Origin of the sequence: Plantactinospora mayteni, assembly GCF_016862935.1 — a bacterium.
Classification (GTDB): domain Bacteria; phylum Actinomycetota; class Actinomycetes; order Mycobacteriales; family Micromonosporaceae; genus Plantactinospora; species Plantactinospora mayteni.
Map to the genome: position 1 here is coordinate 154,863 of NZ_BONX01000007.1, position 15,440 is coordinate 170,302.

The following is a 15,440-nucleotide window of genomic DNA, read 5'->3' on the forward strand; positions in this document are numbered from 1 at the left end:
GCGGACCACCATCATGGCAGCTCCCGGAGGTGGGAGGATCCATATTGGAGAGTTGCCATGACACGTCTGATCACCGGGTACGCCATCCGGCGGCCCGTCGTCGTCCTCCTGCTCTGGGCGGCCGTCCTGGTCGGCGGCTTCGGGGTCGGGGTGGGAGTGTTCGAGCGCCTGACCGCCGACGTCGGCGGCGTACCGGGCAGCGAGTCCGACATCGCCCAGCAGCGGTTGGCCGACGCCCCGCCGGAGCCGGTCCGGATCACCGCCGTCGTCACCGGCCGACCCGCCACCGATCCGGCCGTCCAGGCCAGTGCCGCCGCCGCGATCGCCGAGGTACGCACCATGCCGGGCATCGCCGAGGTCTCCGACCCGATCCCGTCGACGACGACCGGGCAGGCACTGCTGATCTCGGTCACCCTGGCTCCCGGCGACGACGAGACCGAGGCGGCCGAGGCGGCGGCGGCCCGGCTGCACCGGATCGAGGCACCGTCGGTGGTGGTCGGCGGCGGACCCATCAGCGACCAGGAGTTCAACTCGCAGGCCCAGCAGGACGTGGCCCGGGCGGAGGCTCTGAGCATGCCGGTGGTGCTGGTACTGCTCCTGCTGATCTTCGGTGGCCTGGTCGCGGCCGGGCTGCCGCTGCTGGTCGCCGTGGTCGGCATCGGCGGGACCTTCGGCCTGCTGTACGCCTTCAGCCTCGTCTCCGACGTCTCGGTCTACGCCGTCCAGGTCACCACGATGCTCGCGGTCGGGCTGGCGGTGGACTACGCGCTGCTGATGGTGAGCCGGTTCCGCGAGGAGCGGGTCACCGCGCCGGACGTGCCGACCGCGGTCACCCGGACGGTCGCCACCGCCGGGCGTACCGTGCTGTTCGCCGGGCTGACCGTGGCGGTGGCGCTCACCGGCCTGCTGGTCTTCCCGGATCCGTTCCTCCGCTCGATGGGGCTGGCCGGTGCCGCCGTGGTCGCGGTGGACATGCTGGCGGCGCTCACCCTGCTGCCCGCGCTGCTGGTACTGGTGGGCCGGCGGATCCCGGCCGCGAAGCCGCGTACCCGGGTCGGGGTGTTCGCCCGGGTGGCCGGGCTGGTGCAGCGCCGGCCGGTGCTGACCCTGCTCGCCACGGTCGGGTTGATGGGCACGCTGGCCGTACCGGTGCTGGATCTGCGGCTGTCGACCGGGGACCCCCGGCTGCTGCCGACCAGCACCCAGACCCGACAGATGTGGGACGCGTTCGGCACGCACTTCCCGGACCGTACCGCCCCGGCCGACATCGTGGTGCTGGCCTCGGTGCCGGCCACCGACCCGGAGTTGGCCCGGTGGCAGGACCGGGTCGCCGCCGTACCGGGAGTGACCCGGGTCGAGACGGTGCCGGCGGGTCCGAACCTGACCGTGCTGCGCGCGGCGCCCACCGCACCGCCCGAGGAGGCGGCGGCCGGGGAGACGGTCACCGCCATCCGCGCGTTGCCGGCGCCGTTCGAGGTGGTGGTCACCGGCAACGCCGCCCGGCTGGTGGACTACCGGCAGATGCTCGCCGACCGGCTGCCCTGGGCGATCCTGGTGGTCGTACTCGCCACCCTGGTGCTGCTCTTCGCGCTCACCGGCTCGATATTGTTGCCAATCAAGGCCGTCCTCACCAACGTGCTCAGCCTCGGTGCCGCGCTCGGGGTGGTGGTCTGGGTCTTCCAGCAGGGCCACCTGGCCGGCCTGCTCGGCACGGTACGGCTCGACTCGACCCACCTCACCGTGCCGGTACTGGTCGGCGCGATCGCGTTCGGGCTCTCGGTGGACTACGAGGTGTTCCTGCTGTCCCGGATCCGGGAACGCTGGCTCGCCGGCGCCGATCCGCAGCGGGCGGTGGCCGAGGGGTTGCAGCGGACCGGTGCGATCGTCACCTCGGCGGCGTTGCTGCTGGTGGTGGTCTTCGCCGGGTTCCTGGTCGGCGGTTTCGCCCCGGTCAAGGCGATCGGGCTCGGCCTGGTGCTGGCGATCGCCCTGGACGCCACGGTGGTCCGGATGCTGCTGGTGCCGGCCACCATGACCCTGCTCGGCCGGTACAACTGGTCGGCGCCTGGGCCGTTGCGCCGGCTGCACGCCCGGATCGAGTTGCGGGAGGCCGAGCCGGCACCGCCGGCACCCGCCCCGGCCCTGATCCGGTAACCGCTGCCGCGCTGCTCCGACACCGTCCCGCCGTCGCCGACGCCACCTCGAATCCGGGGAAGGTTCGGCGGCGGCGGGGCGGTGAACGGGGTACCTCCGACGAATGAAGGAAACCGCCGAGCCTTAAAAGATCCTTGGAGGATGTTGACTTGTGATCGACAGGAAGCCATCCTCGTCGATATTCAACCCCCGCTCGGTATGGAGGACCCCATGCTCAGACGTACCGTTCGAATACTCGCGGCGCTCACCATGGCTGCCGCGGCAACCCTCGTCGCGACCGTTGCCACGGCCGGCCCCGCCCAGGCCGACGGCTGCTACACCTGGGGCCGGACCCTCTCCGAGGGAATGTCCGGCGAGGACGTACGGCAGTTGCAGATCCGCGTCGCCGGCTACCCCGGCTACAACGCGGTACTCGGCATCGACGGCGCCTTCGGGCCGGCCACCCGGGCCGCGGTGGTCCGCTTCCAGCAGGCGTACGGGCTCGGTGCCGACGGCATCGCCGGCCCGCAGACGTTCGACCGGATCTACGCCCTCCAGGACGACGACTGCACCCCGGTCAGCTTCAGCTACGCCGAGTTGAACGACTGCAACTCGGACTGGTCCGGCGGCGCCGTCTCGGCCGCCACCGCCCGAGCCAACGCACTGGTGAACATGTGGAAGCTCCAGGCCATGCGGCACGCCCTCGGTGACCAGCAGATCGTCGTCACCAGCGCCTTCCGCAGCCACGCCTGCAACAACGCCGTCGGCGGCTCGGCCACCAGCCGGCACCTCTACGGCGACGCGGTCGACCTCGGCGCCGGGCCGCACAGCCTGTGCCGGCTCGCCCAGCAGGCCCGCAACCACGGCTGGCGGGAGATCCTCGGCCCCGGCTACCCCGGACACAGCGACCACACCCACGTGGCGCACAAGTCGAGCCGTACCTGGTCGGCGAGCACCTGCGGCGTCTCCTGACCGCACCGCCGGCCGCCCGTCGGCGGCGGGACGGGCAGCGGCGGGCCCACAACGCACGGCGAGGCTCCTTCCGGCCTAACCCGGAAGGGGCCCCGCCCTCAGGCCAGGGGACCGTCGAACCCTCAGGACAGCGGGGAGGACGACGGCGGCTCGGCGTCGTCGGTGCGGTCCGCCGCCGGCAGCCAGAGTACGAAGGTGCTGCCCCGGCCGACCGAGGAGAAGAGCGCCACCTGACCGCCGTGTGACTCGGTGATCTGCCGGACGATCGCCAACCCCAGTCCGGTACGCCGCTCGGCCCTCGCCGCCGGATCCGTCCGACCGCGCCAGAACCGGTCGAAGACCCGGGACTGGTCGGCGGCGGCGATCCCCGGCCCCTCGTCGGCGACACCGACCCAGAGCCAGCCGCCGATCCGCCCGGCCGCCACCGTGACCGTACCGCCGGCCGGGGAGAGGCGTACCGCGTTGGAGAGCAGGTTGCCGACCGCTCGGCGCAACGCGTCGTGGTCACCGATCAGCAGCAGGTCGGGCCGGACGTCGTACCGGACGAAGACCTGGCGGGCGGCGGCGACCGCGGCGAACTCCTCGCCCGCCTCACGGGCGACCTCGCCGAGCAGCACGTCGGTGTCGGCGAGCGCGTCGGCCCGGCGGCGTGCCGTGGCGAGCAGGTCCTCGACCAGCCGGGACATCCGGTTGGTGGCCCGGTCGATGACCGCGACCGCCCGGGTCCGTTCCGCGTCGGTGGCGTCCGGCGCGTCGAGCAGCGAGGCGTCCAGGTTGGCCCGGATGATCGCCAGCGGACTGCGCAGTTCGTGCGACGCGTCGTCGATGAGCTGGCGCTGGGTCCGGAACGCCTCCTCCAGCCGGTCGAGCATCGAGTCGATGGTGTCGCCGAGTTCGCGCAGCTCGTCCCGGGTACCGGCCAGCCGGATCCGCCGGGACAGATCGGTGGCCTGGATCTCCCGGGTGGTACGCGCGATCGCGCCCACCGGTCGCAGCGCCCGCCCGGACAACACCCAGCCGATGCCGAGACTGGCGACGAAGAGCCCGGCCAGCGCGATCAGCGAGTAGTTGCGCAGAGTCTCCAGGGTACGGAAGTTGACCTCCGACTCGATCTCGTCCACCTCGGCCACGGTCAGGGTCCCGACCGTCCGGCCGTGCTTCACCACGTCCGCCTCGTACTGGTTGGTGATCGGCTTCGGGTTGGTGCTGTATTCCACCGCCAGATAGGTGACGGCGAGCCCGGCCCCGGCCAGCGCGAAGAGCAGCGTGGAATAGAGCACGGTGAGCCGGAACCGGATCGACTGCACGAACGGCAGCCAGCCCCGCAACCGCCGACCCGGCGCGGACATCACGCCACCTCCCGTGACCACCGGTTCCGAGGTCGGCATCAGGCCACCTCCCGCAGCCGTGGACAGCGGCCCGACATCAGGCCACCTCCCGCAGCCGGTAGCCGCGTCCCACCACGGTCTCGATCGCCTCGCCGCCGAGCTTGCGGCGCAGCGTACCGACGGTGACCCGGACCGTCTGGGTGAACGGGTCGGCGTTGGCGTCCCAGACGTGCTCCAGCAGTTCCTCCGCCGAGACCACGTGACCGGGGCGGGTCATCAGGTATTCCAGCACCCCGAACTCCTTGCGGGTCAGGTGCAGCCGGCTGCCGTCCCGGCTCGCCTCCTGCCGGGCCACGTCGAGCCGGAGCGGGCCGACCCGCAGCACCGCCGACCCACCGCCGGAGTCCCGGCGCAGCAGCGCGCGTACCCGGGCCAGCAGTTCGGCCAGGGCGAACGGCTTCACCAGGTAGTCGTCGGCGCCCTCGTCCAGCCCGCGTACCCGGTCGTGCAGCGCGCCCCGGGCGGTGAGCATCAGTACCCGCAGGTCGCTGCCGCCCTCGACCGGTACCTCGCCCCGGCGGATCGCGTGGCAGACCGCGAATCCGTCCCCGTCCGGCAGGTTCACGTCGAGCAGCATCAGGTCGTACGCGTTGACCGCCAACCGCTCGTACGCCTGCTCGACGTCGGTGGCGACGTCCACCGCGTACCCCGCGCGGACCAGACCGAGCCGTACCGCGTCGGCCAGGTCCTCCTCGTCCTCCACCACCAGTAGCCGCATGATCCGACGCTATCCGCCGTTCCTGATGATCCGCTCGGCCGCCCGCTGGGCCCGGTCGATCGGGATCGCGAAGCCGATGCCGATGTTGCCGCTGCCCTCCAGGGTGGCGATCGCGGTGTTGACCCCGACGACCTCGCCCCGGGCGTTCACCAGCGGTCCGCCGGAGTTGCCCGGGTTGATCGAGGCGTCGGTCTGGATCGCGCTCTGCCGGGCACCGCTGTTGCCGAGCCGTACCTGCCGGTCGAGCGCGCTGACGATCCCGGCGGTGACGGTGCCGGAGAGCCCCAGCGGGGAGCCGACCGCGAGCACCGGTTCGCCGACCCGCACGTCGGCGGCGGCGATCCGCAGCGGCTGTAGCACCCCGGCCGAGCTGACCCGGAGTACCGCGATGTCGCTGCCCGGGTCGCGGCCGACCACCTCGGCGTCCAGTCGTCGGCCGTCCTGGCCGACCACGCTCACCGTCGTCGCGCCGGCCACCACGTGGCTGTTGGTGATGACGTGCCGCTCGTCGACGGCGAAGCCGGATCCGCCGGCCCGGCCGGCCCGCACCGACAACACTCCCGGCAGTGCGGTGGCGGCGGCTCCGACCAGGTCGTTCGGCACGGTGCCGCCGCCGCTCGGCGCGGGCGCCGGCGACAGCGGGGTCGCCGGTGCGGGAGCGGCCAGTTCCGGTGCCGGCTCGTCCGCCGCGACGTATCCGCCGGCCACCGCCCCCGAGGCCGCCGAAAGGGCCACCACCGCCAGCCCGGCCAGCAACGTCCGCCGCCACCGCGCCGCTCCGGCCGCCGGCTCCTTTTCGGGTACGCCCACCGGGGCGGCCGGCCCCGGCCAGGCGTCCAGCGCGGGGGAGACGAAGCCCGGTCCCCGGGGCCGGCCCAGTCCCGGTGGTGCCGCCGTCACCTCTGCCTGCTCCATCTCTCCGCCACTCCCTCCACTGTGGAAATCCGGGTGGAAATCCGTGCCGTGCCGGATCACGGGATCCGGGCGAACCAGAACATCGACGCGGCGGCGGCGAGCAGCGCCAGGATCAGGCCGATCCCGATGAACCGGGCGGAGACGTCCTGCCGCTCCAAGGTGTAGCCGACCGAGCTGCCGATGTCGGAGTAGACCGCCCGCAGTTCGTCGCTGCTGCCCGCCTCGTGGTAGCCGCCACCGGTCTGCTCGGCGACCATCCGCAGCGTCTCGCCGTCCACCGGTACGGTCATCGGTCGGCTGCCCTGCTCGATCACCCCGTCCGAGGTGCCGAACGCGATGGCGTCCACCGGTACCCCGGCACTGCGGGCGTCGGCCGCCGCCTCCTCCGGATCGCTGCCGGAGGTGTTCGCGCCGTCCGAGAGCACCACCACCCGGGCCGGTGGTGGATCCTCGACGGCCTGCCCGTCCAGGGTGGCGATCGTCTCCAGCGCGGTGGCGATCGCGTCCCCGATCGCGGTGCCCTGCTGCCCGGTGCCGCCCTCGACCAGCCGTTCGATGCCGGCGTCCAGCATCTGCCGATCCGTTCCCGGTGCGACGAAGACCGAGGCGTTGCCGGCGAAGGCGACCAGCCCGACGTTGAACTCCTCGGGCAGCCCGTCGACGAACTCCCGGGCCGCCGCCTTGGCCGAGCTGAGCCGGTCCGGCGGTACGTCGTCGGCGAGCATCGACAGCGACACGTCCACCGCGATCACCACGGTGGCCCGCTCGCGCGGCACGCGTACCTCGTCGGTGGGGCGGGCGAAGCCGACCACCAGCAGCCCCAGCATGGCCAGGAAGAGGCTCGCCGGCACGTGCCGCCGCCAGCCCGGTCGGCTCGGCGCCACCCGGTCCAGCAGCCGAAGATTGGTGAAGCGGACCGCGTAGCGGCTGCGGCGGCGCTGCATCACCAGGTACGCCACGGCCAGCGCCGCCACGCCGGCCAGCAGCCACAGCCGCCCCGGACTCTCCAGCGTCATCGTTTCTCCCTCATGCTGCGCCGCCGGTCGGGCCGGGGGTGCGGGCTGCCGCCGCCAGGCGGCGCTGGGCGTACACGTGCCGGACGATGTCGGTCACCCAGTCCCGGTCGGTACGCAGCGCCAGGTGTGCCGCGCCGGCCCGACGCAGTGCCGCCCGGACCAGTACGCGCTGCTGACGCGCCGCGTCGGCGTACCGCTCGCGCAGTCGCCGGCTCCCGGTGGAGACCTCGCGGCGCCGCCCGCTCTCCGGGTCGACCAGGGTGATCAGCCCGACGTCCGGCAGCTCCAGTTCGCGCGGGTCGGTCACCTCGACCGCCAGCACCTGGTGCCGGACCGCGAGCCGGCGCAGCTCGGTCTCCCACTCCGGTCGCTCCGTCTCCCACCCCGGCCGGTCCTTTGTGTCTAGACCCGGCACGCCGTCCGGCAGCCCGTCCAGCCAGTCGGAGACGACCACCACCAGACCCCGGCGCGGCGCCGCGCGGTGCAGCCCGGCGAGCGCGTCCGCCAGCGCCGGTGGCGGGGACCCGGCCGGGCCGCGCGGTGCGGCCAGCAGCGTGTGCAGCAGGCCGAGCAGATGCTCCCGGCCGGTACGCGCCGGAAAGCGCCGGATCCCGTCCGCGCCGAGCAGGTGCCCGCCGAGCCGGTTGCCGAAGTTCGCCGTCAGATAGCCGATCGCCGCCGTGGCAGCCACCGCCAGTTCCCGCTTCTCCAGCTCGGCGGTGCCGAAGTCCATGCTCGGGGTGGAGTCGACCAGCAGCCAGGTGGTCAGTTCCCGGTCGGCGTCCACCTCCCGCACGTGCGGCACCCCGGTACGCGCCGTCACCGCCCAGTCCATCCGGCGCACCTCGTCCTCGCCGGGCCGGTACTCCCGACTGCCGGTCAGCTCGCTCCCGGCGCCCGGCAGCAGACCCAGGTGCTGGCCGTGCAGCAGCCCGTCGAGCCGCCGGGTGATCGCCAGTTCCAGCCGGCGCAACCGACGGTGCGGCGCGAGGTGATGCACGGTGGCGTATCCCTCGTTCATCCGATCCGTCCCCTCCCGTTTCTCCGGTCCGTTCGGCGTGGCGGGCGGCGGGACCACCGCCGCCCGGCCCGCCCGCCGGTTCGACCTGCGCCTCACGCCGCCTGCCCCGCCTGCCGCGTCTGCTCGGCCTGCTCCGCCTGGCGCGTCTGCTCCGCCTGATGCGGGGCGATCTGCGGCGGTGGCACCGCGCCGACCAGCCGGCGTACCACGGAATCGGCCGTGACCCCGTCGGCGACCGCGTCGAACGACAGCACCAGCCGATGCGCCAGTACGTCGACCGCCAGCTCGGTGACGTCGGCCGGCAGCACGTACTCCCGGCCCCGCAGCAGGGCCAGTGCCCGGGCGGCGGCGACCAGCCCGAGGGTGGCCCGGGGACTCGCCCCGTACGCGAGCCGCGCCGAGAGGTCGCCCGCGCCGAACCGGTCCGGATGCCGGGTGGCCACCACCAGCCGCACCACGTACTCGGCGATGGCGTGGTGCACGAACACCCCACGCGCCCGCTCCTGGAGGGCGCGCAGCCGGGCCGGGTCCAGCACCGTTCGGGGCTCCGGCCGGGTGGTGCCCATCCGGTAGAGGATGCCCAGCTCCTCGTCGTCGGTGGGGTAGTCGACGAGGATCTTCAGCAGGAAGCGGTCCCGTTGCGCCTCCGGTAGCTGGTAGACCCCCTCCGACTCGATCGGGTTCTGGGTCGCCAGCACCAGGAACGGCTCCGGCACCGGATAACTCCGGCCACCGATCGACACCTGCCGCTCGGCCATCGCCTCCAGCAACGCCGACTGCACCTTCGCCGGCGCCCGGTTGATCTCGTCGGCCAACACCAGGTTCGCCATCACCGGACCCAGCTCCACGTCGAAACTCTCCGCCGACGCCCGGTAGATCCGGGTACCCACGATGTCCGACGGCACCAGGTCCGGAGTGAACTGGATCCGCGAGAACGCCCCACCGACCGTGGTGGCCAGGGTCTGCGCGGCGAGCGTCTTCGCCACCCCCGGTACGCCCTCCAACAGGCAGTGCCCGTCGGCCAGCAACGCGGTGAAGAGCCGCTCCACCAACCTGTCCTGCCCGACGATCACCCGCTTGACCTCGAACATCGCCTGTTCGAGCGCGACGTGTGGTGCCTCCGGCCCGACTGCGGTGATGCTCATCGGCGAGCCCTCACAGGCCGGCCTCGGCCGGCGTCTCGGCGCCCGCCTTCTCGGGGCAGTCCTCCGACACGTCCGCCGTACCGCCGAAGACGTTGCCGTTGTTCTCGGTGACGATCCGTACCGTCTTCTCCGAGGCCGGGTCGTCGGCGTACGCCGCGGTGGCGATGCCGACGGCCGCGACGGCCGCGGCACCGGCGAGGGTCAGCCCGGCGATCCGCTTGATCCGCATGGTCCCTGTTCCTTCCGTCGAATGTGTTCTCCAGTGCGGGCGCCCGGCTCGGGGTTGAGTGGGAAGCCGGGCGCCCGACGGGAGCCATGACATCAGGCAGGACCGAAAAGAAGCCGAAGGTAAGGCCCGCCCCGGGCCGCCAGAGGGGAAGGCGGCGACCCGGGGCGGGCCGGTCGGGTGATGAGGCGTCAGTTCTTCGGGGGCAGCCAGCCGAGGAAGTGTGCGGCCAGCGTGAGGGCGTCGGTGCGTGGCTGGTCGGCCAGTGCGGTCAGCAGCTTGCGGGCGAGGTGCAGCCGTAGTCCCTGGTGGTCGCCCTGATACATGGAGAGCAGGACGAGTCGTGCCGGTTGACATGGCCACTTCGCCCCGCAGGCCCGACAGAGGAAGAGCGGCCGGGTGTTGGTGTGCGGGCGGCGGCGAGCGAAAAGTGGCCGGCTCATGGTGGGTCGCCGGGCTCGGGCCGGCTCACCGCCCCGCCCGCGCCGCGTGCCTGCCCCGGTCCGCGCGATGGGTCTGGGCCGGGGTCATCGCACCGGCCCGGCCGATCTCGTGCGAGCCGGTCGGCGAGTTCCAGAACGGAAACCGGCTGTTCGTGGCCCGAGCACGCGGCGGCGGAGGCGGCGGGTCCGGAGGACCGACCGCCGCGCGGACACCCGTCGGTGGCGGCTGCTCCGGAGGTACGACCACAGCCCGGCCGACGCTCGCAGGCGCCGGGTACGGCATCGGGACGAGTTCCACCGAGTCTGGGCACCGCCACCGCCACCCACAGCGGCAGTACCGCCAGAGCCGCCGCCAGTCCCGGCGATGGCGCGGCTTTGTTCGACCTACCGGAATCATTGTTGCCTCCCTTCTCTGAAATGGAAGCGGGGGCGGTGCCAGGATCCGCTGTCCCTTCCGGCGCCACCCCCGCGGCAACCCCCGCCCGGCCTTATGATGCATTTCCATTTGCTTGGTTTCGAGCAGGGGCGCTTCCCTTCCACAATGGCCTGCCGACCCCTATCCTCGGAAGGCATCGCGTCGCATTGTGTCTGGTCAGGGCAGATCGTGTTTGGTGTGTGGCGCGCCGGTCGGACCTGTGGGGACGGTGTGATTATGGATGATCGAATTCGTTATCTGCTCGACGAGCTGCGCCTGACCCGGGACGCACGCGGAATGACCCAGGAGGATCTGGCCCGCCATATCCCGTGGGCGGCCTCCACAGTCGGGATGATCGAGAGTGGTCGACGCAAACCACCGCCTGGTTTCTGGGCGGCGGTTGACGGTGCTCTACAGACGGGGGGTGCGCTCGGCCGCCTCGCCGCCCGCCTCGGTTCGTCGCAGTGGTTTGTCGACTGGTGGACTGCCGAAGAGGGGGCAGTGGCGCTCCGGTCCTTCCAGGCTCTGGTCGTGCCCGGCCTGCTGCAAACCGAGGCGTACGCCCGGGCGGTGCTGACCGAGGCGGGGTTGACCAACCTTGAGGAGGCGGAACGCCGCCTCGCCATGCGCCTCGCCCGCAAGGCGCTGCTGACCCGGAACGACCCGGTGGACTTCACGGCCGTCCTCGACGAGGAACTGCTACACCGCCCTGTCGGTGGGCCGGCAGTCATGCGGGAACAGTTGGACGAACTGGTCGCCGCGTCCGCTCTGCCCCACGTGCGGTTGCATGTCGTTCCGATATCGACTGGCGCGTACCCCGGGCTGAACGGACCATTCGCGATCGCCACAGCGCGGGACCGGACCGAGACCGGCTATCTCGACAACCAGTTGGCTTGGCAGGTGATCGAAGACGCGGACGACCTGGCGGTACTACAGCGGGCATGGGAGGCCGTTCGGAGCCAGGCGCTTCCGCAGCGGCAATCTGCCGAGTTGATACGGGAAGTGGCGGAGAAGTGGATCTGATCGGCGCAGAGTGGATCAAGAGCACCCGGAAGCTGCGCTCGGGAACGGTCAGTAGGGCAGATTGAACGTGCAGCCGTGCAGGTACGTGTGATCGCCGACCCGGACCGGGTGCCCCAGCGGCAACCGTGGCTCCACCAGCCCCGGAACCTGCACCGTCGGCCACTCCTTCACATCGAGATCCACCAGGTCCAGCCGGGTCTCCAGCACACCATGCTGGTAGACCAACAACTCGGCGGCGTCGGGGCCATCGACGGCCTCGAGGGCCTCGGCGAACTCGGGTAAGAGGTGGTGGAGTGCCCACCTCATATCGGCGGGATCGGTCGCCACGATGGCCACTCCGACGGTATCGCCGCTGTTGCTGACCAGGATCTCGGACCGGAAGAGCAGGAAACTGAGCCCGGCTTCGGCTGGGTCCCACTCCCACTCGTCATCGTCGCACCCCTGCAACATGAGCAGACTGCTCGCGGCAGCAGCACAGTCCGGGTGCGTGGCCAGGGCGCGGGCATACCGGCCAGCGGACTTCTCCCGAAAGTTGTCGGTCGGCCCGCCGAACACATCGGCGAACGCCGACATCCCGGTCCAGAGCCCCGCCAGCAAAACCAGCGCATCCGGATCGTCCGGCCGCTCCGCGACCACCCGCGACAGCCACCACTCCGGCTCCCACCGCTCCTCCCGCCCGAGGGGTCCGAGGCCATCCGACGCCAGGTCCTCCCACGCCGATCCGGTCAGGCTCAACAGCCGACCCAACTCCTGCGCGGCATCCACATCGCCCTGTTCCGCAGCCGACCGCAGTATGTCCGCCACGCCATCGAACTCACCGGCGGCCACCATCGCCCGCGCCCGCGAGACCACATCAGAGAGCATCCGGACATCCTGCCAGCACACACCGACAACGCCCGGCAGTCAGGTTCGGGCGTACCGGGCACTGGCGGGCAGCACCAGGAGGATCCCGGCGGTCAGCGCGAGCAGCAGCAGTACGGCGTCCGCGATCATCGACCCGCCCAGCAGCGCGGCTGCCAGGTCCGGTACCTCGCTGTTGCCCCTGGTGGCCCAGTCGCTGAGCGCCCAGATGATGAAGAAGAGTTCGGTGATGCTGTAGTTCACCACCGCGCCCGGTACGAAGCAGAACATCAGTATCGCCAGGCCGATCCGCCCAGTTCTGCTCCGCGCCCGGGTACGCCGGAGCAGCCAGAGAGTGCCGGCGAGCGCGACAACGCAGACGATGGCCGGTACGGCGAGTGCGAGCAGCACCATCACGTAATCGTCGATGTGTTCGCGCCACGCCCAGATCGCGGTGAACAGGCCCACCGTGTTGGCCACCAGGTCGAGCGCGCCGATCACGACGCCGATCCAGACCAGCGCCAGTGCCACGGCGTACACCCTCGGGCGCGGTTCCGGTGGCGCGGGCGTCACCGCCGGCAGGTTCGGCTCGGCTCCAATGTCGACCATGGCCCGAGACGGTACAGCGGATTCCCCTGCTCGGGGGGCCGGTTACCCCCGGGCAGCGTCGCGCCCCCGTCGGTCAACCGATGGACGGTGGTGGACGGGGGCGGGGCACCGGTCGGCTGTCCACCGTGGCTGGCAGGGCAGGTGTCCTCGGCAGCTACCTACCTCTTGGAGAGCGCGGCCGTGAAATTGGGGCCGAGGTGGGTGCCGTAGGTGTAGGCGGCTTTCCCATCCGGCAACATCCGCAGACTGCCGCCGGGCCTGGTCGAGGGCTCGATCGGCACCGTCGACCCGGACCGGTCGTCGGCTTGCTGAAGGCGTATCTCGCCGCCTTCTTCGACCAGCACCTGCGCGGGCAGCCGCAGCCGCTGCTGCGGAACCCGTCGCCGGTAGGTTTTTCGGCACCAGCGAGCCAGGCACGGTATCGATCAGTAGCGTTGGTTACGTTGGCTCGGCGTCATCTGCCGCCGGTCTGGCGGGATTCGCTTGCCGGGAACTCCGTCCGGGCCGGCGCAGGCGGCGGATCAGGAGCACAACTGTCACGGGCGTGGCCGTCAGCAGGATAGCGACTGCGGCCGTCGTCACGAGCCAACCGGTCCGGACCGGGCGGACCGGTGCGTCCCCTCCGGGGCGTACGACGCCGTGGGCGAGTATGTTCTCGGCGATGTCGACCCCGTACACGGTGTCGGGCAGGCTCAGCAACTCGCGGGAGCCGCCTCCGGTGGCCAGCGCCCGTACCTCGACACGGTCCACCTGTTCGTAGTAGTTGGGGAACCCCCACTGGTCGTGGTTGGGGTCGGCCGTAGCCGGATTCCACTGCGCAGAGGACCCCGGGTGTGGATAGAAGGCGGCGACGACCGCCTCACCAGAGGGCCACCAGCCGATCAGCCGTAGCGCGGTCACGCCGCTGACCTCCGACAGGCTCCATCCCGGTCGTTCGGCTCCGGTGGCCGGGTCGAGTAGCCGGATCCGCCACTGGCTGGGGAAGCGACCCTGTCCCGGCTGGTCGCTGCAACATGCGGCTCGACTGACCACGGCGATCCACCTACCGTCCGGGGTGAAGGCGCCCTTGCCGGCCAGTTGACTGTCATGGCTCAGGACGAAGCTGCTCCAGGTTGTGGCGTCGCGGGTGAAAACAGTGATCTTGTCGCCGAACTGGACCGCCAACCGCGATCCGTCCGGGGTGAAGGCCGCCATGTGCGCTGGGGTGCCGAGATACGCGTCGAGTTGCGCGGTGACGTCGAGCAGCGGCCGGTAGTCGCCCGAGGCCAGATCGAGGAGTCCGACCGTGGCGGCCTCGGGTACGAGCCAATCTTTCCACCGTTGTCCGGTCTCCCGGATCACCGCGAGGGTGCCGCTGTCGGGTGCCCAGGCCAGCGGAACGAACTGGGTCGTGGCGTTGACGCCGGGCAAGGCGTATGACCGGCCGGTCACCAGGTCGTGCATGGCCGCGCCTTCGACGAGCCGGTTGCCGTCCGGGGACAGCAGCCCGTCGGCACCGAGTCGCATCCGGCCGCCGGAGTCGAGAGTCCGGTATGTGTTCGCGGTGGCGCCGACCGCCGCGATGGTGTCCTCCGGGAACGTGACCGACGAGGGCATCCCGAGTTCCTGGTTGATCAGTAGCGCCGCCGGCCCGGCCGGGGCCTGCTCGACCGTTGCCGTCCAGGGCCAGGATGTGCTGATCCGGTCGGGCAACGACGGGATGCCGCCGGCGGCGGGAAACTCGCCCGGCTCGGAGCCGGCACCAAGGAGCGCACCGGGCATTGCCACGGCGAGTAGCACCGCGATGGTCGCCCCGAGGGCGGCGCGGCCGTTCCGCCGACGGCGCAGTCGCCGGCCGTCGGCCAGGGCTTGTTCGTAGAGGTCCACCATCGGAGCCGCCGCACCCGCGTCGGCGAGGGCCCGTCGAAGCCGGTCCGTCATGTCACCACCTGCCTGCTCTCGGAGTCGGGCGTCGCTTGCCCGGGTTCGTCCAACAATTCGGGGGCGTCGGTCCGCAGCCGCTTGAGCGCGTCATGCTTCGCCCGTTTGACGGTCCCTGCCGTGACATCCAGTACCTCGGCAATCTGCACCTCGGTCAGGTCCTCGTAGAACCGCAGTACGATCACGGCCCGCTGCCGTGGTGGCAGCCGCGCCAGTGCCCGCAGCACGGTCAGCCTGAGCGTGGCGTCCGGCGTCGGATCGGAACCAAGATGAGCCGGCGGCTCGGCGGCCAGGGTCTCCGAAACCCGCCGTCGTCGCCACCCGGAGGCGTGCTCGTGATACAGCACCCGACGGACGTACGCGTCCGGGTTACCGTCACGGATCCGCCCCCAGTGTGCGGCGGTCTTGGCCAGAGCCGACTGGAGCAGATCCTGCGCCAGGTGGAAGTCTCCGGTCAGCAGGTAAGCGACCCGGGACAGCGCAGCGGAGCGGCTGCCCACGAACTCGCGGAAACCCTCATAGCGATCCACCGCACCTCCGTCATCGAGACCGTCAACGAGTTCAAACGCAAGTTGCCGACCAAAAGGTTGAGTTACCCGATCTGGCCGTACGAAAGAACCTGTCGTGGTGGTGCCCGCTTAAGGTGTCGGAATCAC

16 protein-coding genes are annotated in these 15,440 nt (G+C 71.5%); 3 read left to right on the top strand and 13 right to left on the bottom strand.

From position 1 onward, the window contains the following. The first annotated feature begins 57 nt into the window (after positions 1–57). Both Pma05_RS06420 and Pma05_RS06425 read left to right on the top strand, forming a co-directional pair. Complete coding sequence (locus Pma05_RS06420; protein ID WP_203856357.1) at positions 58–2,154, top strand: MMPL family transporter; 2,097 nt, start codon at positions 58–60, stop codon at positions 2,152–2,154. A gap of 210 nt (positions 2,155–2,364) precedes the next feature. Further along, the gene (locus tag Pma05_RS06425) at positions 2,365–3,105 is read left to right on the top strand and encodes a D-Ala-D-Ala carboxypeptidase family metallohydrolase (protein ID WP_203856358.1); all 741 of its coding nucleotides are present in this window, start codon (positions 2,365–2,367) and stop codon (positions 3,103–3,105) included. A gap of 122 nt (positions 3,106–3,227) precedes the next feature. On the opposite strand, the gene Pma05_RS06430 is transcribed toward Pma05_RS06425, so the two are convergent. The 8 genes from Pma05_RS06430 to Pma05_RS06465 all read right to left on the bottom strand — a co-directional run bounded on the left by Pma05_RS06430 (position 3,228) and on the right by Pma05_RS06465 (position 9,977). After that, on the bottom strand, positions 3,228–4,493 hold the full coding sequence (locus Pma05_RS06430) for a sensor histidine kinase (RefSeq protein ID WP_239311782.1): 1,266 nt from the start codon (positions 4,491–4,493) through the stop codon (positions 3,228–3,230). A gap of 37 nt (positions 4,494–4,530) precedes the next feature. Continuing rightward, the gene (locus tag Pma05_RS06435) at positions 4,531–5,211 is read right to left on the bottom strand and encodes a response regulator transcription factor (protein WP_203856359.1); all 681 of its coding nucleotides are present in this window, start codon (positions 5,209–5,211) and stop codon (positions 4,531–4,533) included. Between the two features lie 9 nt (positions 5,212–5,220). Continuing rightward, complete coding sequence (locus tag Pma05_RS06440; RefSeq protein ID WP_203856360.1) at positions 5,221–6,126, bottom strand: S1C family serine protease; 906 nt, start codon at positions 6,124–6,126, stop codon at positions 5,221–5,223. 56 nt (positions 6,127–6,182) lie between these two features. Next, positions 6,183–7,142, bottom strand: coding sequence for a VWA domain-containing protein (locus Pma05_RS06445; protein WP_203856361.1), 960 nt, complete (start codon positions 7,140–7,142; stop codon positions 6,183–6,185). Between the two features lie 10 nt (positions 7,143–7,152). Next, on the bottom strand, positions 7,153–8,163 hold the full coding sequence (locus tag Pma05_RS06450) for a DUF58 domain-containing protein (RefSeq protein WP_203856362.1): 1,011 nt from the start codon (positions 8,161–8,163) through the stop codon (positions 7,153–7,155). A gap of 92 nt (positions 8,164–8,255) precedes the next feature. Continuing rightward, entirely contained in the window at positions 8,256–9,308 is a 1,053-nt protein-coding gene (locus Pma05_RS06455; RefSeq protein WP_203856363.1) for an AAA family ATPase, read from the bottom strand. A gap of 10 nt (positions 9,309–9,318) precedes the next feature. Continuing rightward, a complete protein-coding gene (locus tag Pma05_RS06460) occupies positions 9,319–9,537 on the bottom strand; it encodes a hypothetical protein (RefSeq protein ID WP_203856364.1) in 219 nt (72 codons plus the stop codon). 188 nt (positions 9,538–9,725) lie between these two features. Beyond that, positions 9,726–9,977: a flavin reductase gene (locus Pma05_RS06465; protein WP_203856365.1), complete on the bottom strand. Its 252-nt coding sequence runs from the start codon at positions 9,975–9,977 to the stop codon at positions 9,726–9,728. 505 nt (positions 9,978–10,482) lie between these two features. Between Pma05_RS06465 and Pma05_RS06470 the strand changes: the two genes are divergently transcribed. Next, positions 10,483–11,415, top strand: a complete 933-nt coding sequence (locus Pma05_RS06470; RefSeq protein WP_203856366.1) for a helix-turn-helix domain-containing protein — start codon at positions 10,483–10,485, stop codon at positions 11,413–11,415. Between the two features lie 48 nt (positions 11,416–11,463). Here Pma05_RS06470 and Pma05_RS06475 read toward each other — a convergent pair whose 3' ends face one another. From Pma05_RS06475 to Pma05_RS06495, 5 genes are all read right to left on the bottom strand, one after another. Then, positions 11,464–12,267 (bottom strand): hypothetical protein, encoded by an 804-nt coding sequence (locus Pma05_RS06475; protein WP_203856367.1) that lies wholly within the window; start codon positions 12,265–12,267, stop codon positions 11,464–11,466. Between the two features lie 51 nt (positions 12,268–12,318). Then, entirely contained in the window at positions 12,319–12,864 is a 546-nt protein-coding gene (locus Pma05_RS06480) for a hypothetical protein (protein WP_203856368.1), read from the bottom strand. Between the two features lie 158 nt (positions 12,865–13,022). Next, the gene (locus Pma05_RS06485; RefSeq protein WP_203856369.1) at positions 13,023–13,208 is read right to left on the bottom strand and encodes a hypothetical protein; all 186 of its coding nucleotides are present in this window, start codon (positions 13,206–13,208) and stop codon (positions 13,023–13,025) included. A gap of 94 nt (positions 13,209–13,302) precedes the next feature. After that, positions 13,303–14,784, bottom strand: coding sequence for a hypothetical protein (locus Pma05_RS06490; RefSeq protein ID WP_203856370.1), 1,482 nt, complete (start codon positions 14,782–14,784; stop codon positions 13,303–13,305). Then, entirely contained in the window at positions 14,781–15,314 is a 534-nt protein-coding gene (locus Pma05_RS06495) for a SigE family RNA polymerase sigma factor (RefSeq protein ID WP_203856371.1), read from the bottom strand. Before Pma05_RS06495 ends, Pma05_RS06490 begins: the two co-directional genes overlap by 4 nt. Positions 15,315–15,440: the final 126 nt, after the last annotated feature.